The sequence below is a fragment of the Clostridium sp. C8-1-8 genome (assembly GCF_009928445.1).
Classification (GTDB): domain Bacteria; phylum Bacillota; class Clostridia; order Clostridiales; family Clostridiaceae; genus Clostridium_AR.
The window spans coordinates 66,877-90,724 of sequence record NZ_JAABNO010000015.1 but is presented as its reverse complement, the minus strand read 5'-3'; the positions used below and the strand labels follow the sequence as shown (position 1 = coordinate 90,724).

The window sequence follows — 23,848 nt, the reverse complement described above, 5'->3', positions numbered from 1 at the left end:
TTTCATATATAATTTTATGCTTAAAAAAGCTAGGACATACTGTCCTAGCTTTTTGCTATTACTTGTTCTCTTATTAAATGTAAAATTTCTTATATTTTCTTTATCTAATACTATAAGTTTAAAGTAGCGTCATGTGCCTTTCTAAGTGCATCTTTCACCGCATCAATTATTCCATTACTAGATCTAGTCGCACCAGATATAGTATCAACTTGAGTAGATTGCTTCTCTAATATTGAACCTGAAACAGGTTTCCAAGCTTTTTCGAAATATTTTTGTGTTTCGTTATTTTCTTTCAAATCAATACTTACTACCTTATTATCCTTTACCGTAACATCTAGATTTAAGCCATCCTTATAACCCTTTCCTATTCCTCTATAAGTACCATCTTTATAAGGAGCAACCGGATCTGCTGTAAGCGCTAACTTTGATTGTCTTAAAGCATCCTTAACTGCATTTATTATTCCAAGGCTTGATCTTGTTGCACCAGATACTGTATCAACTGAAGCTGATTGCTTGTCAATAATTGAATTAGGAACAACTGGCCATGCTTTAGAGAAATATTTTTGTGTTTCTTGGTTATCACCTAGATCTATCTTTATTATCTTATTGTCCTTTACAGTTACAGAAACGTTAAGGTTTTCCTTATAGCCTGTAGCAGTACCTTTATAAATTCCGTCTCTAAAAGGAGCAATTGTTTGTTCTTGTGATGGATAAGTGCTTACTTCACCTACAGATTGATCTTGAGCTAAAGCAGTCTTTACAGCATTTATCACGCCATTACTTGATCTTGTAGCTCCTGAAACTGTATCAACAAAAGTTGATTGAGTTTTAATAATCTCCTTTGGTACCACCGGCCATACTTTTTCAAAGTATTCTGGAGTTTCACTTTGAGATACTAAATCAATATTAGTAAGTTTTCCTTCCTTTACTGTAACCTTAACATTTATTATATCTTTTCTATTATATCCTCTTGCAGATCCTGCAAAAGTTCCATCCTTATATAATGCCTTTTCCACTGCATTATTAACAGCTTCTTTTATTCCATCACTGGTTTGCGTAGCACCTGAAACCACATCTACCTCTGTAGATTGTGCTGCAATTATTTTTTGAGCCATTGGTTCCATAGCATTTTTAAAGTATTCTCTGTCTTCTCTATAGTATACAGGATTTATATTTGTGATCTTATTATCTTTTATAGTTACATCAACTATAAGGTTAGATCTTCTTCCCTTTCCTATTCCAGTGTATATTCCATCCTTATATAAATGAGCATTCTTATTAATCTCTATGCCATTATCATTATTATTTTGATTTCCTGGTTCTGTAGTTCCATTACCACTAGGATTAGTAGTTGTGTTTCCAGGATTAGTGTTGTTTCCTGTTCCTGGAGTAGTTGTCCCACTACCTGCATTGTTAGTTGCGCCGCCGTTGTTTTCATTATTATTTGAAACAACTACAGCATCCTTTAAGGCATTATTTACTGCTTCTATTATACCTTTACTTGATCTTGTTGCTCCAGAAACAGTATCTACTAAAGTACTTTGCTTTTCGATTATCTCCTTAGGTACTGTATTAAAAGCTTTTTCATAGAAGCCTTCAGTTTCATCATGTTCTAACACTTTTATTTCAGATATCCTTCCATCCTTAACTGTAACTAAAACCTTAAGATTAGGACTAAAGCCTCTACCTACCCCGGTATATTGGCCATCTTTGTATAAAACAGAACTATTTGTTGAGTTAGAGCTATTTGTAGCATTAGTGCTATTTGAAGGTGTTGTATTATTTCCATTTTGATTATTAGCATTACTACTATTCTCATTATTTGGTGTAATATTTTCAGCAGGAGCTGAAGTTACTGGTGTAGTATCTGCTGGCATTTCACCACTAACCACTGCATTGCTTAGTGCGTTTCTAACTGCAGCCATAACACCTCTACTTGAGTATGTTGCCCCTGATACAGCATCTACATTTGTACTTTGCTTTTCTATTATTTCCTTTGGTACTATTTCGAATGGCTTTTCATAAAAACCTTTAGTCTCGTTATGGCTTAATATTGATATATCAGCTATTTTGCCACCACTTACTTTAACTGAAACCCTAAGATTTTTACCAAAACCTTGTCCTATTCCTTCGTAAACCCCATCTTTATATTTAAGATTGGTATCATTAACTTTTGCACTATCTTCACTTGGAGCTTTGTTTGCTGCTGTACTACTACCATTAGTATTTGCTGAAGCTGAATTAGTGTTAGAATCTGCTGGTAGCTCACCACTTATAACTGCTTTTTGTAGTGCATTCTTAACTGCTGCCATAACTCCTCTGCTTGAGAAGGTCGCACCGGATACTGCATCAACTGAAGTTGATTGTGCTGCTATTATCTCCTTTGGCACTACTGCAAAAGCCTTTTCTTTGAATCCTGCTGTTTCATTACTTGACACTATCTTTATATCAGCTATCTTTCCATCCTTTATAGTTACCGATACTGTAAGTCCAGGCTGATAACCTGTGCCAACACCAGTATAAACTCCGTCCTTGAACTTAACATTTTTATCCATTGAAACATCAGTAGCTTGAGAAGTTTTATTTTCTTCAGAACTTTGTTCTGTACTTTCCTGAACATTATTTTCTGAAGCCTTACTCTTAGTTCCCTTCTTTCTCGCTTTATTAAGTGCATCACCTACTGCTGATTTTATACCATTACTTGACTTTGTAGCACCTGATACTGTATCAACTTCTACAGATTGAGCTGCTATTATTTCTTTTGGTACTATATCAAAAGCTTGCTCATAGTATCCCTTAGTCTCATCATGAGAAATCACCTTAATATCAGCTATCTTTCCTTTTAAAATCTTAACTTCTACCTTTAGGTTAGGTCTAAATCCCTTTCCTATACCTGTATAAACACCATCAGTATATATATCTTCGTCAGCTTCCGCTATTTGAGCTGTAGATACTTTATTAGCAAATTTAGTTTCTGGCTTTACAAATTTCTTTCCCCAGAACATAAGTCCAAATATTAAAACTGCTGCAGTTGCTGTAGCATACCATCTAAAATTCAACTTACCAAAGGCTACAACCTGAGGGTTGCTTCTATGACATGTATCAACACACTTAAAACATGATATACACTCACCGCTATCAACTACCTCAACCTTTGATAAATTGATGCCCATTGGACAATTATGTGTACACATTGTACATTTACCGCATTGAGCACTTGGTTTACTGATCTTCATTATCTTAAACTTTGAAGTTATAGCCAACACAGCTCCAAGAGGACAAAGATATCTACAGAAGAATCTTTCTATAAACATAGCACCAACAGCTATGAAAGCCAATACAATAAAAGCTACTGGAATTTGAGTAATCATAGTTTTTGCTTGAGGAATTTGAGCAAAAGCATCCCATGGATTCATGTTACTTTGAGGTGATAAATTCATAAACCATATAAAAATAATAATACCTACTAGTATGATATACTTTAAGAACTTTAATCTTCTGTCTAGCTTTTCCGATATCTTTAGCTTTTTCTTAAATACCTTTCTACCTACAAAATATAAGAAATCATTAAAGGTTCCAAATGCACACAACCAACCACAGAATATCCTTCCAGCCAAAAATGATAAAACAACAACCGTTGCAAAAGCTGCAACAAAGGTAAAGGAATTGGCTAGACTAAAGTCTTCCTTTGTCATTCTCAAAAGTGTACTCTTAAAGCCTGTAAAAGCTAAAGTAAAGAATCCAGAAAAGAAATATAAAAATATTACTTGTACAAAAAATCTGGTAATCTTCAGCGGTGATGTCTTTCTCTTAAATTTATTTATCTTCTTTTTAAAATCTAAAGCTTTAGTGTTCAAAATAATCCCTCCACAAGATAGTAAAATTAAATATTTTAGGCTAAATAATAAGAAACAAAAACGTATTAATGATTTTCATTATCATTAATATCTCAAAAAATATAGCTATTAAAAAATAAATAGCATCCACAAAAATTCTATCTAGTTATTACCTTAAAATCATCCATTCCTTCAAAAAATGTAAAGTCTCTTTCTAAACCTTTAGTAATATGAACTTCTTTTTCCTTTGTGACAAAAATTGCTTCCATACCTTTCAAATTTTTAACTACATTAATCCCTTCATCAAGTCCTAGTATAAATATGCCAGTAGATACAGCATCTGCACCGATTGATTGATCTGCTACTATTGTTGCACTAACAAGATTTGAGTCAGATGGGTATCCTGTCCTTGGATCTATAATATGATGGTATTTCTTATTATCCTTTTCAAAAAATCTTACATAATCCCCTGAAGTAACTACAGTTTTATCAAATGCATTTACTGCCCCTAAGCATACTCCTCTCTCAAGAAAAGGATTTTGTATACCTATTCTCCAAGGTGAATTGTCTGGTTTATTTCCTAAAACCATTACATTACCACCTAGATTTACAAAAGCCGATTCTATACTATATTGCCTATATATATCCATGGCTCTATCAGCTGCATATCCTTTTGCTATAGCTCCAAGGTCTATACTTTCACCACTTTTCATAAGCCTTACTTCCCCTAGTCCATTGTCAATACTTATATCTTTATAACTTACACAGCTAATAGCTTGCTCAATTTCTTCCTTAGTTGGAATCTTAGCTTTATCAGTAAAAATGCCCCAAAGCTTAGCTAGAGGTCCAACCGTAACATCAAAGGTTCCTTTACAAACTTCCGAAAAGTATTTTGCTCTATTAAGCACATATAAAACCTCTGCACCGACCTCCACAGCATATTTTCCCGCTGCTTTATTTATTCTAGAAACTTCACTATTTTCAGAGAAAAAGTTCATGATGTACTCTAGTCTCTTCATCTCTTCTTCAACCTTAATTGCTGCTATCTCCGAATTGATACCATATACTCTTTGACTTATTATAGTCCCCATGCATAATGTTTCAATTTCATAATAATTGCTCATACCAGTATCCTTTCACGTAAAATCACCTTAAGTTTGTTATTGATATCGATTTTCATTGTCAAACATTTCACATTATAAAGCTTTTTTTTGCTAATTGCAATAACTTTTACCAAAGTTTTATGTTAATTTTTCTTTATCAAGATAAATTTTTAACTTACTATATCATCTCCAATATAAAACACCATATAAAAAGACGTCATAAATCTCTTTTTATATGGTGCTTGCTACTCTATATTTTACTAAGTTAACCATTTTACCATTTATATGTTTATGTTTTTTATTGTTTATCTCAAAAAACTTGTTAAAAACAGAAATAATTATAACTGTTAAAGTCTTATCACTAAATAATACTTTAACCTATATTTAATATTCTTCTAAAGTAATATAAGCTCACTATAGTACGTGATGATTAATAATTTAATTTCAAAAAAGAACTTTAACACTAACTACACTATCAGTCTATTCTTTAAAAGAGCAATTTTTATTTCATCATAAGAGATTTCATCAGCAACCTTTTCTTTTATAGGTTTTAGTTTCTCATCCCCTACTTCTTTCACCGCTTCTAATATTAACTTTTCTTTATCCACACTAAGAAAATCTGTGAAATCAATTTGAAAATCTATTTCATTACCCTCTAAAACGTATTGTTCAAGATGACTACAAATTGTAGAAATAGTGATTTCTCTCTCTTTTGCTATGCTTAACAAACTCAACCTGTCTCTAAGCATATCAACTGTAATCATATAGGACTTTTTCTTAACTTCTTTATTACTTGCATTTTCTTTTTGTTTTATTAACTTTTCTAAATGCTTTTCATCAGACTCTTTTGAAATTGAAGCACTTCTAACAGTCTTTTCCTTCTTTTTATACTCAAAAGATACATCTAGCTGATTCTCTACTAAATATCTAGCTATAGTATTAACAAATCTTTCTCCGTATTTATTTAATTTCAGTTCACCTACACCGGATATATCACCTAATTGTTCTAGGTTTTTAGGAAATCTAGAACTCATTTCTTTTAAAGTCGCATCTCCAAAAACTATATAAGGCGGAACTTTTTCTTCTGAGGCTATTTCTCTTCTCAGATTTCTTAGGATCTCAAATAAAGAATTATCCTCTACTATCTTCTTAGCCTTCTGTATTTCCTTAAACCAAACCTCTTCTTCACCTCTAAGTACACTCATAGACTTTTCATTCAATCTTACAACCGGATACTCCCCTTCATCATAAGCTAATATTCTATGAGACACTAAAGTATTTATGAAATTCTTAAGTTCATCTTTTGAATAATCCTTCATTATTCCGTAAGTTGAAAGTTTATGAAATCCTATCTCTTTTATCTTTTTATTCTCAGAGCCTCTTAAGGTATCAATTAGAACCGTAACTCCATAAGGTCTTTTCATTCTATATACGCAAGATAAAACCTTCTGAGCATCTAAGGTCTTATTGGTAAGTTCGCCTTCTACCTCACAATTGCTACATTTATTACATTTTTTATCATACTCTTCACCGAAATAATTTAATATATATTTTCTATAACAATCGTTGCTATAAACTAAGTCAGTCATATTTTGAAGCTTTTTATACTCATTTACCTTTCTTAGTTCATTACCTGTTCCAATATCAATTATATATTTTTGAGTATGTATGTCTCCAGGCGAAAATAGAAGTATAGCCTGACTTTCTTCCCCATCTCTTCCCGCTCTACCTATCTCTTGGTAATACCCTTCTATATTTTTAGGCATGTTATAGTGTATGACATATCGAATATTAGGTTTATCTATTCCCATACCAAAAGCATTGGTAGCAATCATAACATTATATCTATCATAAACGAAGTCCTCTTGATTTCTACTTCTTTCATCATCACTAAGTCCTGCATGATATCTAGTACAACTTATGCTTTTAGAACTTAGATATTCGTGAATACTATCCACTTCTTTTCTTGTTGCCGCATATATTATTCCAGCTGATTCTAAGTTTTCTTTTATAAAATCCAGAATGAAATGCTTTTTATTGGCACCTTTTATTATATTTATTTTTATATTCTCTCTATCAAAGCCTGAGATGAAAACTTTTGGCTGCTGCAAGCCTAGAAGCTTTGCAATATCTTCTCTAACTTCACTTGTAGCTGTAGCAGTAAAAGCAGCCACAATAGGTCTCTTATTTAAGCTATTAATAAAACTTTTTATGAATCTATAGCTTGTTCTAAAATCATGTCCCCATTGAGATACGCAGTGAGCTTCATCTATTGCTACAAACCCAACCTCAATTGTAGAAACTAAGTTAAGGAATTGAGAAGTCTCTAATCTTTCAGGCGCAACATAAAGCACCTTTAATTTTCCCGATAGAGCAGTTTGAAAAATTTCATCTATCTCTTTATTGCTTAAGGTACTGTTTATATAAGCCGACTCTATCCCAATATCTCTAATTGCGTCAACCTGATCCTTCATAAGAGATATCAAAGGTGAAACAACTATAGTTAAGCCTTCTATAATCATGGCTGGTACTTGGTAACATATAGATTTACCTCCACCAGTAGGCATTATTGCTACAGTATCATTACCCTTAAGTATCTCGTCAATTATTTCCTTCTGCCCAGGCCTAAAGGAGTTATATCCAAAATATTTGCTCAGAATCTCTAAGGCCTTATCATCAAACTCTTTAATATCCATATTTGCTTGTAGATCCATAAGTACGTTGTTCCTCCAATAATATTTATCCTTATATTAAGTATTAATTCAGCTCAACTTCTAATAAATTAATTTAACTAAAATTATATATTTATATAATTATAAAAACATATAATCATATAAATATATAGTGTTAATACGGCTTTGTAGCCTCTTATAACCATAAATATAAGTATTTCCTTTATGATTATATCCATTTTCATTATAGCATAACTAATAAATATTTTTTTTTAGATTTGATTGAAAGAATAGTTTTAATACATTATGAAATGCAGTTATATATCTTTAAATATTGGACTATTTTTAAACACAGCACTTTAAGAAATCTAAATATAAAAACAGACCAATTTATAATATATTTCAATACTATAAATTGATCTGTCACATATAGGTATTTTACAGATTATTTATCTACTTTTATAACCCATGGACCCTTGAGCTTAGCCCCTACTCTATCGAAAGTTAAGTCTACTTTTTTCGTATTATCATCTATCTCAAACTCAAATACCTGTACTCCATCAGCCTGAGTGTACATGCTAGAAGCCTTGAATGAATCATCCTTAACGGATGCATATGTTGGACTTTCAACTTCACTTCCACCGTGAACTTTTAAGTATACTGATAAAACCTCTTTATTTTCCTTTTTATATTTTGTTGCTTTAATTAACTTTCCCTTAAACTTTCCAAGGATAATATCCTTGTTTATACTTTCCTCTTTACTAGGTACATCCACTTGAACTTTTTCATTTATTTCATAATCTAAGCCTACAGTAGGTATTGTTAATGTGTATGGGAACTTTCCTGTATTCTTAAAAGTTATATCATTTAATGCTTCATATGAATTGCCATACTTTAAATCAACTTTCTTGCCCTCTGCATCAACCAAGGTATTAGTCCTTTCTCCAAGTTTTTCATCATAGCCAAAGCCGCCAACTCTTTTTTCTCTAACATCATATCCGAAGTTTGGACTTATAAGAGTCAAAATAACATTATCATCAACTTCAACTTTGGAGGCTCCTATTGTAATTCCTTGATTTATTGATTTATTAGGAATATCTTCAATTGCTACTTCTTCAGCTTTTTTCAAAGCAACATGGGAAATAAGCTTGTTATTTGTATACAACTCAAACTCTTTTAGATTTTCCTCACTTCCCTCAAAAGTAAATTTCCCATGAAAATTATTGTCATCATCATCTCCCATACTACAACTCTCCGTTTTATATACTTTTCCACTTTTATCTTTAACATAAATTAAATTAGTCTGATCTTCTTCTATCTTTTTTCTTTCAGTTTTGGCGAAGTATTCTGGAGTGAAAAGTTTTTCTGAGGTTCCAGTAAAAGTTATCTCTAACTTAGATTTTGAAAGGGTAGCTCCTTTGATAAGTATGGCTTCCTTTCCATTCTTCCAACCTATAGGCTGAGACAAAACATACTTTATACTTTCATCTCCTCCAGTGCTCTTTTGTGCACCAATTCCAGGAATTAGCACTAAAGTCTCTTTGACCATTGCAAATACTTTGTTACCAAAAGGTGAGACTGAAAATACCACAATTAACGCCAAGGAAGCTGCTATAATATTTCTTCTTTTTAAGCTTTTAAGCCTAAAGCTTCCCTTGTTAGCCTTTATTTTAGAAAATGTATTATTCATAATCCTTTGCTTTGTCACTTCATCTATATCATGTTTAAATTCAATATCAGTGTCTTTCAAAATTTCAGCTAATTCCTCTTCAGTAAACCCATCTAATATATCAATTTCTCTATTACTCACTACTAAAGCACCTCCATGTAATAGCCTTTAAGCATTTCTTTGATTTTCTTCTTTCCTCTATAAACTCTATTATCAAAAGCAGTTCTTGTAAGGTTTAAAGTTTCACATATAGAATCACTACTTTCATAGAAAAAGTACTTTCTTATAAATATTTCTCTGTCTACTCCTTTTAAATCCTTAATGGCAGTTATTAGCTTTTGCCTGTTTTCTTTGCTTATATAATCTGCTTCCAGCTGCGTAATCGATTCTATGTCTACTTCATCTATATCGATCAATTTAGAATTTCTAGATAAATTCTTTCTTTTATTTAAACTTTTGCTTCTGCATATTATCACAAGCCAGTTTTTAAAACTTCCTTTAGCTTCACTAAAGCTACCTATGTTGTCCCAGCAATAGATGAAGGTATCTTGAACACACTCCTCTATATCTTCCTTGGTGCCATAGCTGCCTAGTATACTTAAACTAGCTCCATATAAAAGTCTCGTGTACTTTTCCATAATATACTTCAGTGCCTTAGGATTTTTATTTCTTAGTTCTAATAAATAATTGTCATCATTAATCTTCAAGCTCAGTCCTCCATATAAAAATGTTCCAATTTACTTCTTATTGATATTCAATTAACGTTAATTTCATAAATATATACAACTTAACTAGATAAAATCTCTCATGCATTTATATTAATTTTTCAAATAAACTAACATAAAGCTTATGTCTTTGTTATTTTTTACCTAAGTTAAAATTAAGCTCTTTTAACCATACTTATACAAAGGTTCTATAAAATGTAATTTAACAGGAAAGAAATAAGCTCTTTTTAATTATACTTTGCCAAAGCCTTTTTTCATAAACATTTCCTAAAGAATAAAACCATACACACAAGGAACTTATATCCTATATATGTATGGCTTAATTATTATTTATTAATTTTTTATACCATTAAAGCTTATTTATTATTAAATTACCAGACTCATATTTTTTTAGACCTTTATAAAACATAGTGTAAGCAATAATTATCCATAGTACTGTTACTACGATTACTGCAGCTGTCTTTTCAATTGAAAATTTTGCTATTATCTCTACAGGCATATACACCATAAATACTGTTGGTATTGCAGTATATAAAACATACTTTATAACACCACTAAATATACCTTCTGGATATATAGAAAAACTTATCATAAACTCAGTGATAAGGCCTGCCAAGCTGTCTACATTTCCTGCATAGAAGCTAATACTATGACAGGTCACAAGTACTGAAGCAAAAATTAAAGCTGCGGTTATAGAAAATGTGATGAACAAAAGTAAACTCTTTATATGAACTCCATTCAGTATTATAAACAATATTAACCCATACATTGTATCTCCCCAAGCAGATACTACAGTCTTTGAGCAGATTATATTTGAAAGTGGGTCTTTAGGCTGAAGCAAGTAGGTATCTAACTCACCATTTAATATCATCCTTGTTATATTGCTCAGGTTACCAAAGGCTACAAAGCTTATTCCAAAACCTGTTGACATTATAGACCACAGCATCATAACATCTTTAAAGCCATAACCTCCTATAGAACTTACATTGTGAAAAAGTATCCACCAAAAAAATATAAAAGCTGAATTATTTAATATCATACCAAAGGTTTGAATTAAAAAGCTTACCCTATATTCCATTACCGATGATAAGTTGAATCTAAAATAAAAAGCAATTAACTTTATGGATTTTCTAACCTCCGTTAACATTTAGATTCTTTGCCCCCTTTCTATACATAGTTGCGGAAAGTAACACAAATACCATTAGGTATACTAGTTGCACTGAGAACCCTCTAAAAAAATCATAAAAGGAAAAGTTTACTGCAAGTTTAGCAGGTACGTAGGTTACATAAGAAAATGGAAGAAAGTGAGCTATGGTCTTTAGCCAGTTCGGAAAAAATTCTATAGGCATAAGCATACCACCTAAAGTAAAAATAAGCTTTGAATATATCCAAAAGAAGGCATTATTGTCTTCAAACCAAAAAGATAATAAAGCAATACTTATATAAATAAAGAAATTTATTATACAACCTAAGATAAGTGATAAGAAAATAAATGGTAAGAAGGCTAAGTTGAAGCTTTGTAAAGGTCCCACAAAGATTAGTCCGATCACAATTCCTATTACTCCATTGGTTAATAATTTTATCCCTAATTCACCAATAAAGTAAGAAAAACAGTACGCTACATAATTGTAAGGCTTATTTAGAAGATATGCTATATTACCTGATTTAACATCATCGTTTACTTGAAGATGTATATCTGTTCTGGTCAAAGTCACAAGCTCGGTAAATACTAAATACCATATCATTTGATTTAAGGTAAAACCTGCTACAGTGCTTCCTTTAGTTCCGTATATATTTCTCCATAGCATCAAATATATAAACATTATAAATATGAAAAACAGATTTTTACTTAAAAAGTTCCAAAAGTAAACCAAGTTATTGGACATATTTATCTTTGATATCTGTAAATACTTACGAATTAACCGCATTCCTATCTCCCTCCCTGTTTTCCTTATATATATGAGATATTATATCTTCCAGTGGAGGATCTGATATGGTTATATCTTTTACCTTTCCTTTACTTATAAGACCACTTAAAATAACTTCTATATCATTTTTTGATGTATCAACCTCTACTTTTACTGATCCTTCTTTATTTTTTATCACCTTAAAATTATTATCTATGAGTTTAACTGGTTCATCATACTTTATACTTATAACCTTCTTATTTAAATAATTATGCTTAAGATCTTTGATACTCTCGTTAAGCACTAGTTCTCCATGATTTATAATTATTGCTCTTTTGCACAACTGTTCTATATCCCCTGAATCATGAGAGGTAAGAAATATAGTGGTTTTCTCTTCCTTATTTAGCTTAAGGATTAAATCTCTTATATTTTGCTTTACTACTACATCTAAGCCTATAGTCGGCTCATCTAGAAATATTATTTCTGGCTCATGAAGTATGGAAGCTGCAATCTCACATCTTATCCTTTGTCCAAGAGAAAGCTTTCTAACAGGTATATCCATCAGCTCTTGAATCTCAAAGATTTCTTTCAGAAAGTCTATCCTTTTTTTTAGCTTATTTTTATCAATTTCATATATATTTCCTAAAAGATTAAAACTGTCAAGAGGTGGTAGATGAAACCAAAGCTGAGACTTTTGCCCGAAAACTGTACCTATCCTATAACTTAACCGCTTCCTCTCTTTTGATGGATTAAATCCAGCTACTTCAACATAACCGTTGCTAGGATGAAGTATACCTGTAAGCATTTTTATGGTAGTTGACTTTCCAGCTCCATTTGGTCCTATAAAGGCTAATATTTCTCCTTTTTCAACTTGAAAAGATACGTTTTTTACTGCTTCAATTTGCCTATAGCTAGGTGAAATAATAGATTTAACACTACCTCTTAGCCCTGGGGCTTTTGTCTTTACTTTAAAGTTTTTGCATAGATTTTTTACTTTGATTATTTCCATACTTCTCTCCTCCTAATATTTTTTACGCATCTACCTTTACCAATACATATGAGAAAAATCCGGCAGGCGAATAAGATTATTTTACTTTTAATCCTAAATACATTCTCTAAACCCTTGAAATTAATAGGTTTAGCTAAGAACTTTCCTAGACAATAAAAAAAAGCCCAAAAGACAAATCTCAGCTTGAGACTCGTCCTTTAGGCTTTTATCCTAAAAGTGTAGAAAAAATCCTGTACCGCTCGGACCAGACATATATTAATATCGGAACCCTAGGTACACTCTCATATTAAAAATATTATATGTTATTTACCACTAATTGTAAACCTCTATTCATACCTAGTTCATATTTTTGTAACTTTGTTATATATTGCACCAAAAAATTACAATACAGTTATCATACTCTGAAATATGTTGATAATATTTTTGGCTATGTTTAATAATATTGTTGAAATTATACTTTAACAGTCCTAAAGTTTAAATTTAGCTACTATTTCTCTTAGGCTCTCTGAGCTTTCTTTACTCTTAGCTATGCTATCCTCTATAACTTTTACCTTTTCAACAACTTCAGAAGATTTTGTCGCTATATTTGTTATCCCAGCTGCTCCATTATTAACAGTTTGAGCTATATCTATTATAGCTGTAGACATACTTTCAATGGTAGCAGTTAGTTCTTGAGAAGTTGCACTAAACTCAAGCATTAAATTATTAACCTTTAGTGAATCTGAGTTGTATTGTTCTGATGAATTTGATGAATTTTCATAGTCTTGAAGTACTTGCGTATCTATAAACTCTAATACCCTCATGGCTTGAGAATTTAAATCCTTAACTGATGCATTAACAGTTTTAACCACATTTTGAATATTAGCAGCAGTATTACCTGATTGCTCTGCCAATGCTCTAACCTCATCTGCAACAACAGCAAATCCCTTTCCAGCTTCACCTGCTCTAGCCGCTTCAATTGCTGCATTAAGTGCTAGAAGGTTGGTTTGTTCTGTTATTTCCAATATTGATTGTGCTAATATATCAATTTGCTTAACTGCTTCTGATTTTTTGATAGCTGTCTCTAGTTGCTCTCTAACGCTAAAGTATATGCTCTTTGCATTATTACCCGAACTAACGGCGTTATCCTTTAGCTCTTTGGATCTTTCTGCAATATCATTAGTCACCATGCTACCTTCAGAAGCTCTCTCTGATATGGATTCAATAGCATTGCTAACTTCCCCTGAAGATGCGGATATCTCCTCAACTGTAGCAGCACTTTCCTCCATACTAGCAGATAAGGTTTCTGTTTCTAATGAAGTTTCATCTGCGTATACTCTTAAGTTTTTAGTCATATCCTCTATTAATATAGCATTATCATTTATTTGATCAGACACTGATATTAAATTATTGACAATGCTTCTAAGTATACCTCTAGTAGCAGTAACAGCCTTGAACATTGTACCTATTTCATCTTTATACTTCTCATATTTACCATACTTTTCGTTAAACACCAAGTTAAGTTCCGCCGTATCATTTATTAGACTTGTTATATCAGATATAGGCTTTGTTATTCTATTTGAGAAAAATATACTAAATATACCTGCAAAAGCACTTATAATTACTGCCAATACAAGATAAGTAATCATAGTATTAATTATTGGACTCATAACTTCTGACTTATCTTCTGCTAGAACTACAATCCAGTTCATACCTACAGTTACCTCGTAGTAAGCAGACTTAGCTTTTCCAGCTTCGGTATATTCTATTTTATCACCCTTTAGGTCTGGATTAGTTTTTACTTTTGCTACTACATCCTTTATTTTGTCATTTTCAACAGTCTTTCCTATTTTGTCGTCATCTGGGTTGTACACAACATTTCCAGCTCCATCAACAATATATATGTAACTAGACTTTGAAGCAGATGCTTTTAAATCTTTTAAGTAATTAGAAAAACTTTCGCAAGTAACTGACGAAGCCACAGCCCCAATCACATTTCCATCCTTCACTATTGGAGAAGCAAATACGATTATCTGACTTCCTGTAGATCCAGAGGTCAAAGTACTACTTATTACACTTATGCCAGATAATGCAGTTTTAAGATAATCTTCATTCTTATGATCCTTCCCAAAACTAGATGTCCCTTCTATTACAGAATTGTAATTTTTATCAACTACAAATACGTTGTCCAAGTTCGCAGCCTTACTTGAGTAGTTTTTAAGCCAGGTTGTAGCATCTGTTATCTTAGCTCTTAAATCCTCTGACTCCTCGCCACTAGCTTTTCTTGAAAGTATATCAATAAATTCATTTTTACTAGCAAGCATAGAATTAGCTTGCTTTTCTTTTTCTATTAACGCCTCTAAAGTTTTTACACCTTCTGTGGTTAAGGACTTCATCTCGCCATCGCTTTGATTTCTTAGAGCTTTTGACATATTAACATATGTCACCAGTGAAAGTAATCCTACAGATACAATTATTATTGTAATTATTACTATTGGTAATCTCTTCTTTATAGACATTTTTATCCTCCTTTAATTTGAAAGTAATGATATCTGTTTTGTCTTTAGGAAACCGTATACATACATGTGCCTACTTACTTTTACTAAAACACTAAATGCTTACAATATATATTCTATATTCTCAGCTCAAATCCTTTTAGATAAATCCACAATATTTAATAGTTTTTTAAATTAAAATATATTTGTTTCTATAATATTTTAATATATTAGTGTATCCTTGCAATAAAACATCTTAAAATCTTTCAATATCCAACATAAATTTTCACCTATTTACTCTATAATAATTTTTTTCCCAATCTTATTAAAATCTCAATAACTGACTGCTTAATTTCAAGCTGGCACTAGCAGAGTCAAAAATAAAAGCCATACATAAAAAGAGTAACATCCTCTTTTATGTATGGCTTTTATTTAGAGCTTTTAGTAATTTTACCAAAGCCCTTATTTAACTAATATATTCTTTAAGCCCCTCTATATCTTTTACGTGGCTTTTTTCTAGTTCTACTATGCTTGTCAGAATTTTATAGTTTTCTTTATAGGTATCAGCTTGAGAATTTACCAAAAGACCTCTTATCCTCAATACCAAGGCTAAGCTTTCCTTTTCAAATTCCAGTGCATCTAGCACAAATTCTCTAATACCTAGACTAAATTCGTCTTTTTTCCTAAATCCAGTGAATTCATAAATCAATTTAACTGCTTTATCATAGGTAAAAAAATCTATTTCTACATCATCATCATCTTGAATTTTTGATCTTATTTCAAGATATCTGTCAATGTGTCTCCTATCCTTTTTAGCTAAGGCCTTCGTAAGTATTTTTATCTTTTCTTTTAATTTATCATCCTCGCTTATTTTTAGATAGTATTCTTCTGAGCTTCTGTCAATCTCAATAAGTTTGTCAATTAAATCAATTACGGTGTACATTCCTTCCCTTCCCCACAAAAACATTTGTTCTCTAGTAAATTATACACCATATTCTACATTTTTCTATACCAAATATAACTATAAGAAAATTTTTTTTCATCATATACCATATAAAGTGCATTTATGAAATATAGTGGTAGATTACTACATACTTTACGCTAGATATTCTTGAGTATCTTCTTCCAGCCCCTCTTCTAGTAACTTCTTATAATATCCATTTTGAGTTACTAATTCATTATGATTCCCCATCTCCACAATACTTCCGTTTTTTAAAACTATTATTTTATCAGAATTTCTAATAGTTGAAAGTCTATGAGCAATAACTATAGTTGTTGTATTAATAACCACATTATCAATAGCCTTTTGTATTAATTTTTCTGTATGGGTATCAATGTTGGCTGTGGCCTCGTCTAATACAAATATTGATGGTTTGTGAGCAAGAGCTCTAGCGAAAGCAAGCAACTGCTTTTGCCCTGATGAGAAAGTACTACCTCTTTCCATAACAGGATGATCTAAGCCTTCTCCAAGACTATTTACAAAATCTGAAGCATATGAGGTTTTTAACGCTTCATTTATAACTTTATCATCTATAGTGTCATTTAGAGTTACATTCATTCTTATGTTCCCAGAAAACAAAAACACATCTTGCAACACTACTGATATGTTTCTTCTCAGATCTTTTTTACTGATGTCCTTTATATTTACTCCATCTATAAGTATTTCCCCTTTTTGTATATCATAAAATCCACTAATAAGATTTATTATTGTAGTCTTTCCCGAACCTGTTTCCCCTACAAAGGCAGCCATCTCACCTTTATTAAGTTTAAAACTTATATCCTTAAGCACCCAATCCTTATTGTTATAGGAAAACCATACATGCCTAAACTCAATATTTCCTTCTATTTTATTGATATTTAAGCCTTTACCAATATCCTCCAAGGTATCTTCTTCATCTAATAGTTCAAAAATTCTATCCGCAGACACTAAGGCTGACTGAATTGTAGTATAGTTGTCCGCTAGGTCTGATATTGGTGCAAAAAACTGCTTTATATAGGTTGTAAAAGCGTAAAGCACACCAATTTCAAGGGTTTTACCAGCAATCTTTCCCATGCCATACCATATAATTATAGCCACTGCTAAGGATTGAAATATATCTGCGGCTGGCCTTAATATACTATTTAACCTTACTTGAAATAAAGTAGTATCAAAATAATCACCATTTAGTTTAAGAAATTGCTGTTTCTTTTCTTTTTCTCCCTGAAAAATCTGTATTACCTTCATTCCTGAGATACTTTCAGCCATGAACCCGTTTATTCTACCTATTAGACTTTTCATATTGGTAAAATTATCTTTAATCTTTTTCTTTAGTAAAAACACTATAAAAAACATAATTGGAACTACTGAAAAGGATATTAAAGCCAACTTTAGATTTAAAGTTACCATGGCATAAACAATTCCTATCAATAGAAAGACATCTTTAAAAAGGTTTATAATAACATCGGTATACATCTCACTGAGAGCTTCTACATCATTAGTAGCCCTAGTAATGAGTCTGCCTGAAGAATTCTTGTCTAGATATGATAATGGTAATAATTGAATTGTTTTAAAAACCTTACTTCTTAGAGTCTTCATTATATCCTGTCCAACTCTATTAATTAGATTTACCTGAGCAAAGGTAAATACACCCCCAAGTAAAACTATTATAAAATACAAAAATGCCATAGCATCTATAGAATGAATACCTGACTGTACACTCCTATTAATTAAAAAATCGTCAATTATAAGTTTTAATATATAAGGTTTAAGAAGCTGAGCTATATTTACTAATATTACACATGCAGCAGCCAGAATTATTTTTCTTATGTATGGCATAGTAAATTGTAATAGCCTTGTGAGACTTTTGGCTTTATGAAACTTCAAGTCCCTGTTTCTTCTGGTTGTATTGCTCCATATAAATTTCATAATAATGCCCCCTCTTACTCATAAGCTCCTTGTGGTTACCAAACTCTACTATCCTTCCATGTCTCATTACAATAATTTTATCTGCTATCTCAACTGCTGAAACTCTATGCGCAATTATGATAGTGGTCTTACCTTTTCTTATTTCTTTCAAATTTTCTATTATATCACCTTCAGTTATAGTGTCCACTGCTGATAATGAATCATCTAATATCAGTATTGATGGATCCTTTACTAATGCTCTTGCTATGGCTATTCTTTGCTTTTGCCCACCAGAAAGATTAACACCTCTCTCTCCAAGTACAGTATCAAAGCCATTGGGAAGGTTAATTATGCTATCATATATACAGCTATTTTTAGCTGCTTCTTCAACTTGCTTATCACTGAATTGATCCTTAAAAAACTTTACATTATCTTTTATTGAGGCCGAAAATAAAAAGTTATCCTGTGGTACATATCCAAAATTCTTTCTTAATGTGGATAGGGTATAATCATTTATATCCTTCCCATCTAGTAAGATAGAGCCTTCCTTAACATTATATAACTTCAGCAATAAATTAACTAAAGTACTTTTTCCCGAACCAGTCTCCCCTACTATTCCTAAGGTGGTTCCTAAAGGAATATCCAAACTAATGTCTTTCAACACTTTTTTATCACTTCCTTTATACGAAAAATCTAAAGAAGTAATTTTTATATTTCCTTTTATATCTTTTATAAATCTTTTCTTACCGTCTATAACCTCTGGTTCTTGGCTAAATATATCATTCAATCTCTTTAAAGAAGCCATACCTCTTTGGAAAATAGTTATTACACGACCTATAGATAGTATTGGATTCATTATCATAGTTAAATATCCATTAAAAGCTATAAAACTTCCTAGGGAAATTGATCCCTTTAAAACTGCGTTTCCACCATATATTAAGTTAATAACAAAGCTTATACTAAAGCATATCTCTATGGCTGGTGATAAAAAGGATGACACTTTAATCATGTTTATGTTAGCATCCTTCATATTTTGATTTAACTTCTCAAAGTTATTAAGCTCATGCTCCTCTTGAACATAAGCCTTTATAACTCTTATTCCGTATATATTTTCTTGCACTCTATCAGATATAGCTCCAAAGCTTTCTTGAACTATCTTGAATCTTTTCTGTATCAAGGTACCTATCTTCATCATAAAAAGTAATATTATTGGAATTGGTAGAAGTGAGATTAAGGTAATCTTCCAGTTTATAGATCTAGCCATAGAATAAATTGATATTATGCAAATAGCTACTCCATTTATAGACATGGCTATGGCAGGACCAAAAGTCATTCTAACTGCAGATATATCATTAATAGCATAAGCTATAAGATCTCCAGTCTTACGATTGTTGTAAAAATCCGGCGACAACATTAGAAAGTGATCAAATAACCTCTCCCTAAGAGAACATTCTAACTTTCTTGCATTGACTATAACAAAATTTCTCCAAAGATAAGTTGTTATAAAAGTAGCAATAGCCACTAAAAGTAAATATATAATATTCAGTTTTACACTTCTCGAATCAAAATTATCTTTTTTTAAAATATCAATGGTATTTCCTAAAATATTAGGAAACAAAGATTGAATATAGGATGTTAAAAACATGAATATTACTCCAATAAAGTAAGTTAACTTATTTTCTTTTACAAACTTTAAAATTAAATTATCTTTCAACAGTGCGCCCCCCTTTCATAAAAAACTCACTAAAAAATTTTCTTTAGTGAATTTTTCTGCACATATGATATTTATAATTTTATTTGATCTTATCCATCATTATGTTGTTTAGAGCATTGATAAACGCCAATGCACTAGCTTTTATTATATCCGTATCAATAGCTCTGGAAATATAGTTCTTTTTATTATAATTTAGGTTTATAGTAACCTTACCCAGGGCTTCTTTTCCCTTAGATATGCTACTTATCTTATATTCTCTTAAATCAACTTCTAGTTCAGCAACTTCCTTTATAGCAGTATAAAGTGCATCAACAACTCCATTACCTATGCTGCTTTTTTTGTATGTCTTATCGCCTCTTTTAATCTTTACACTTGCAGACGGAAATATGCTATTACTTATCACTTGAAGTTCTACTAATTCGTAAAGATTTTTTCGTTTTTCGATTATCTCATCACCTAAATCAGGATTTATATCTACTATACTTTCTATTAGATAATATAGGTCGTAATCATACACTTCTTTTTTCAATTCAACTATATCTTGAAACTTATCAAATATCTTATTTAGCTCTTCATCATCTAACTTCTCAAAACCTAACTTAGAGAGTGCATCCTTTAGCTCAATTCTTCCTGAATGCATAGTTAATATTATATCCGACTCTTCACTACCAATATCTTCTGAGTGTATTATTTCGTAAACATCTCTGCTTTTTATGGCACCTGCTTTATGTATTCCTGAAGAATGAACAAACGCGTTTCCTCCTACTATTGCCTTATTTGCAGCAACATCCAAGCCCATAATATAGCTCACTAGCTTTGAGGTTTTCTTTAGTTCTGTAGATATTATATTAGTATAGGCATTATAATAACTATCTCTTATCTTAAGAGCCATAGCAATCTCTTCTAAAGCGGCATTGCCAGCTCTCTCACCTACACCATTTATAGTAGCTTCTATCTTATCAGCACCACTTTTTATTGCTGCTAAGGTATTAGCTGTAGCAAGTCCCATATCATTGTGACAGTGAACGCTTAATATTGCATTTTGATCTAAGTTCTTCAAATTATAGTTCACTTTCTTTACCAAATATCCAAATTCTTCCGGTAATCCAAAACCTACAGTATCAGCTATATTAATGATTGTTGCTCCTGCCTTTACTGCGTTCTCTATATTTTCCCAAAGATAATCAAAATCTGCCCTTGTTGCGTCTTCAACAGAATACTGTATGTTATTACATAACTTTTTAGCATATCTTATAGCTTCACTACTTTGTATTAATATTTGATCACGGGTTTTCCTAAGCTTTTTTTCTATATGTATGTCTGATGCACCTATGGATATGTGAATTAGAGGATCCTCTGCAAACCTTAAACATTTGTATGCTAGATCAATATCTTCCTTAACAGCTCTAGCTATGGCAGATATTGAGGTATAACTTCCTAGCTTTTTTGAAATACTCTCAACAGACTTGAAATCTTGAGTAGACCCCGCTGGGAACCCAGCATCAATTATATCAACATTTAGATTTTTAAGCTGATCTGCAATCTTTAACTTTTCATATAAGTTAAGCTTTACCCCTTGAACTTGTTCTCCATCTCTTAAGGTTGTATCTAAAACTATAATTTTTTTCATATATCTATCCTCCAAACAGTATATAGGTTAATAACTAAAGACAGATCCATACAACACCTGTACAAATTATAAGGTGGCATATCTATAATTATACACCTTTGGAAATGTAATTGTGCCGTTTGTTTTTATATAATAAACTTAGCCTCTATTTAATAATAAAAAAATATGCCTATACTTAATAGACATATTTTCTCTGCTCTAATCTCACTTTAATTATATTCTAGAAACTCCAGTTTCTCTTGCTGCCTTAGCCACTGCTTCAGCAACGACCTTCGCTATATTTTTATCTAAAGCACTTGGTATTACATTTTCCGTACTTAATTCTTCTTCCTTAACAAAATCAGCTATAGCATAAGCAGCTGCAATCTTCATCTCTTCATTAATTTCTTTTGCTCTTACATCTAAAGCGCCTCTAAATATTCCTGGGAAAGCTAATACGTTATTGATCTGGTTAGGAAAATCAGATCTTCCTGTACCTATTACCTTAACTCCAGCCTTTATGGCTTCATCTGGCATTATTTCAGGGACAGGATTTGCCATTGCAAATACTATAGCATCCTTATTCATACTTTTAACCATTTCTGTTTTCAATATTCCTGGAGCTGATACTCCTATAAATACATCTGCACCTACTAATGCATCTGATAAAATTCCTTTTATTTTATCAGGATTAGATATTTTAGCCAATGCTTTCTTTGCATCATCTACATTTTCTATTCCATCATATAAAATACCTACTTTATCACAAGCTATAAGATTTTTCACTCCAAGTGATAGCAGAAGCTTAGCTATAGCTGTACCAGCTGCACCAGCGCCATTTACTACTACTTTTATGTCTTCTATATTTTTATGTACTATCTTTAAAGCATTTATAACTCCAGATAAAACTACTACAGCAGTTCCATGTTGGTCATCATGAAATACTGGAATATCAAGTTCTTTCTTCAACCTCTCTTCTATTTCAAAACATCTTGGTGCTGAAATATCTTCTAAGTTAATTCCCCCAAAACCTGGAGCTATTAGCTTCACAGCTTGAACAATTTCATCCGGATCCTTAGAGGCTAAAGCAATAGGAAATGCATCAACTCCAGCAAATTCTTTAAAAAGTATAGCCTTCCCTTCCATAACAGGCAGCCCTGCTTCAGGTCCTATATCTCCTAGTCCTAGAACAGCGGTTCCATCAGTTACAACTGCAACCAGATTCCCCTTTGCAGTATACTTATAAACATCATCTTTATTTTCATGTATCTTCTTGCATGGTTCTGCTACTCCTGGAGTGTATGCGATACTCAAATCTTCTCTAGTCTCTACCTTAAGCTTAGAAACTACTTCTATCTTCCCCTTATGTTCTTCATGAACCCTTAAGCTTTCTTCAAAATAATTCATAGTTTATATCCTCCCCAAAATTTGTTTTATTTTTCACTGCTAAACCTAGTAAATTTCCCTAAGACACTGAATTCACTAGATTAAGCTAGCAAATTTTTTTATATTTCTATAAAGTAAAAAGTCTCTAAAGAAAGAAGCTTTAGAGACCTTTTATCCATTTAAATTTCTACTGATCTCACATTTTTATCCTCTTCTATTAGAGAAATAAGATCAATAGGTGTAAGCGATGAACTTACTTTCAGTATAAGCCTCAAATCTATCAGTTGTTCATCAGTTTTCTTTACTACTTTCATCTTTAACACTGTAATATCATTTTCTTTAAATCTATCGCTTATATCTTTGATTGCCTTTTCATGATCAACTACTATTATATTCATAGGTACAGCCTTAGGGGAAGCTAACCATTTATAATCGCGATGAAGCACAGTCTGCCCTATCACTATAATTATAGTAGCGGCAAAACCAACAAAATAAATTCCAGCGCCTATGGCCATTCCTATTCCTGCTGTTACCCAAATCCCAGCTGCTGTAGTAAGTCCCCTTATTGTATTTTTCTGCATAAAGATTGCTCCAGCACCAAGAAATCCTACTCCACTTACTATCTGAGCAGCAATTCTAGTGGGATCTATAGGTACCTTTAAAAAAGCCTCTTGATCTTGAAACCCATATTTAGAAATAACCATCATTAGTGCAGCTCCTAATGCCACTATGAAATGAGTCCGTATTCCAGCCTCTTTCATCCTACTTTTACGTTCCCATCCTACCAAAATTCCACAAAAGGAAGCTAATAGAAGCCTTAGTAAGTTCTCTAACAACAACCTATAATCCATTATATCACC

Annotated in this window: 15 protein-coding genes; all 15 read right to left on the bottom strand. The window is 31.8% G+C overall.

Annotation, left to right across the window (positions count from 1 at the left end; all coding sequences use genetic code 11):
* Positions 1-110 precede the first annotated feature (110 nt).
* Positions 111-3,857 carry an FMN-binding protein gene (locus GXK57_RS15590; protein ID WP_160678159.1) on the bottom strand — a complete coding sequence of 1,249 codons (3,747 nt, stop codon included), beginning with the start codon at positions 3,855-3,857 and terminating at the stop codon, positions 111-113.
* Positions 3,858-3,994: 137 nt separating this feature from the next.
* Complete coding sequence (locus GXK57_RS15585) at positions 3,995-4,960, bottom strand: FAD:protein FMN transferase (protein WP_160678157.1); 966 nt, start codon at positions 4,958-4,960, stop codon at positions 3,995-3,997.
* A gap of 446 nt (positions 4,961-5,406) precedes the next feature.
* The gene (gene recQ / locus GXK57_RS15580) at positions 5,407-7,653 is read right to left on the bottom strand and encodes a DNA helicase RecQ (protein ID WP_243156450.1); all 2,247 of its coding nucleotides are present in this window, start codon (positions 7,651-7,653) and stop codon (positions 5,407-5,409) included.
* Between the two features lie 403 nt (positions 7,654-8,056).
* Complete coding sequence (locus GXK57_RS15575; RefSeq protein WP_160678155.1) at positions 8,057-9,421, bottom strand: hypothetical protein; 1,365 nt, start codon at positions 9,419-9,421, stop codon at positions 8,057-8,059.
* A 2-nt stretch (positions 9,422-9,423) separates the two neighbouring features.
* Complete coding sequence (locus GXK57_RS15570; RefSeq protein ID WP_160678153.1) at positions 9,424-9,987, bottom strand: sigma-70 family RNA polymerase sigma factor; 564 nt, start codon at positions 9,985-9,987, stop codon at positions 9,424-9,426.
* Positions 9,988-10,354: 367 nt separating this feature from the next.
* Entirely contained in the window at positions 10,355-11,152 is a 798-nt protein-coding gene (locus GXK57_RS15565; protein WP_160678151.1) for an ABC-2 family transporter protein, read from the bottom strand.
* On the bottom strand, positions 11,136-11,933 hold the full coding sequence (locus tag GXK57_RS15560; RefSeq protein ID WP_160678149.1) for an ABC-2 family transporter protein: 798 nt from the start codon (positions 11,931-11,933) through the stop codon (positions 11,136-11,138). Before GXK57_RS15560 ends, GXK57_RS15565 begins: the two co-directional genes overlap by 17 nt.
* Positions 11,917-12,921, bottom strand: coding sequence for an ATP-binding cassette domain-containing protein (locus tag GXK57_RS15555; RefSeq protein WP_160678147.1), 1,005 nt, complete (start codon positions 12,919-12,921; stop codon positions 11,917-11,919). Before GXK57_RS15555 ends, GXK57_RS15560 begins: the two co-directional genes overlap by 17 nt.
* A gap of 467 nt (positions 12,922-13,388) precedes the next feature.
* Positions 13,389-15,419, bottom strand: coding sequence for a methyl-accepting chemotaxis protein (locus GXK57_RS15550; RefSeq protein ID WP_160678145.1), 2,031 nt, complete (start codon positions 15,417-15,419; stop codon positions 13,389-13,391).
* Between the two features lie 442 nt (positions 15,420-15,861).
* Positions 15,862-16,338, bottom strand: a complete 477-nt coding sequence (locus GXK57_RS15545) for a hypothetical protein (RefSeq protein ID WP_160678143.1) — start codon at positions 16,336-16,338, stop codon at positions 15,862-15,864.
* A 153-nt stretch (positions 16,339-16,491) separates the two neighbouring features.
* Positions 16,492-18,300, bottom strand: coding sequence for an ABC transporter ATP-binding protein (locus GXK57_RS15540; protein WP_160678141.1), 1,809 nt, complete (start codon positions 18,298-18,300; stop codon positions 16,492-16,494).
* On the bottom strand, positions 18,245-19,993 hold the full coding sequence (locus GXK57_RS15535; RefSeq protein WP_160678139.1) for an ABC transporter ATP-binding protein: 1,749 nt from the start codon (positions 19,991-19,993) through the stop codon (positions 18,245-18,247). The genes GXK57_RS15540 and GXK57_RS15535 overlap by 56 nt, the downstream gene beginning before the upstream one ends.
* Positions 19,994-20,072: 79 nt before the next feature.
* Complete coding sequence (locus tag GXK57_RS15530; RefSeq protein ID WP_160678137.1) at positions 20,073-21,623, bottom strand: 2-isopropylmalate synthase; 1,551 nt, start codon at positions 21,621-21,623, stop codon at positions 20,073-20,075.
* 213 nt (positions 21,624-21,836) lie between these two features.
* Positions 21,837-23,009 carry a malic enzyme-like NAD(P)-binding protein gene (locus tag GXK57_RS15525; RefSeq protein ID WP_160678135.1) on the bottom strand — a complete coding sequence of 391 codons (1,173 nt, stop codon included), beginning with the start codon at positions 23,007-23,009 and terminating at the stop codon, positions 21,837-21,839.
* Positions 23,010-23,167: 158 nt separating this feature from the next.
* Positions 23,168-23,839 carry an MgtC/SapB family protein gene (locus GXK57_RS15520; RefSeq protein WP_160678133.1) on the bottom strand — a complete coding sequence of 224 codons (672 nt, stop codon included), beginning with the start codon at positions 23,837-23,839 and terminating at the stop codon, positions 23,168-23,170.
* Positions 23,840-23,848: the final 9 nt, after the last annotated feature.

What these genes read in the sequence shown, in the direction of transcription:
- GXK57_RS15565 (WP_160678151.1), bottom strand. Translation starts at nt 11,152, where the DNA reads ATGTTAACGGAGGTTAGAAAATCCATAAAGTTAATTGCTTTTTATTTT.
- GXK57_RS15555 (WP_160678147.1), bottom strand. Translation starts at nt 12,921, where the DNA reads ATGGAAATAATCAAAGTAAAAAATCTATGCAAAAACTTTAAAGTAAAG.
- GXK57_RS15550 (WP_160678145.1), bottom strand. Translation starts at nt 15,419, where the DNA reads ATGTCTATAAAGAAGAGATTACCAATAGTAATAATTACAATAATAATT.
- GXK57_RS15540 (WP_160678141.1), bottom strand. Translation starts at nt 18,300, where the DNA reads ATGAAATTTATATGGAGCAATACAACCAGAAGAAACAGGGACTTGAAG.
- GXK57_RS15520 (WP_160678133.1), bottom strand. Translation starts at nt 23,839, where the DNA reads ATGGATTATAGGTTGTTGTTAGAGAACTTACTAAGGCTTCTATTAGCT.
- GXK57_RS15585 (WP_160678157.1), bottom strand. Translation starts at nt 4,960, where the DNA reads ATGAGCAATTATTATGAAATTGAAACATTATGCATGGGGACTATAATA.
- recQ (WP_243156450.1), bottom strand. Translation starts at nt 7,653, where the DNA reads ATGGATCTACAAGCAAATATGGATATTAAAGAGTTTGATGATAAGGCC.
- GXK57_RS15525 (WP_160678135.1), bottom strand. Translation starts at nt 23,009, where the DNA reads ATGAATTATTTTGAAGAAAGCTTAAGGGTTCATGAAGAACATAAGGGG.
- GXK57_RS15545 (WP_160678143.1), bottom strand. Translation starts at nt 16,338, where the DNA reads ATGTACACCGTAATTGATTTAATTGACAAACTTATTGAGATTGACAGA.
- GXK57_RS15530 (WP_160678137.1), bottom strand. Translation starts at nt 21,623, where the DNA reads ATGAAAAAAATTATAGTTTTAGATACAACCTTAAGAGATGGAGAACAA.
- GXK57_RS15560 (WP_160678149.1), bottom strand. Translation starts at nt 11,933, where the DNA reads ATGCGGTTAATTCGTAAGTATTTACAGATATCAAAGATAAATATGTCC.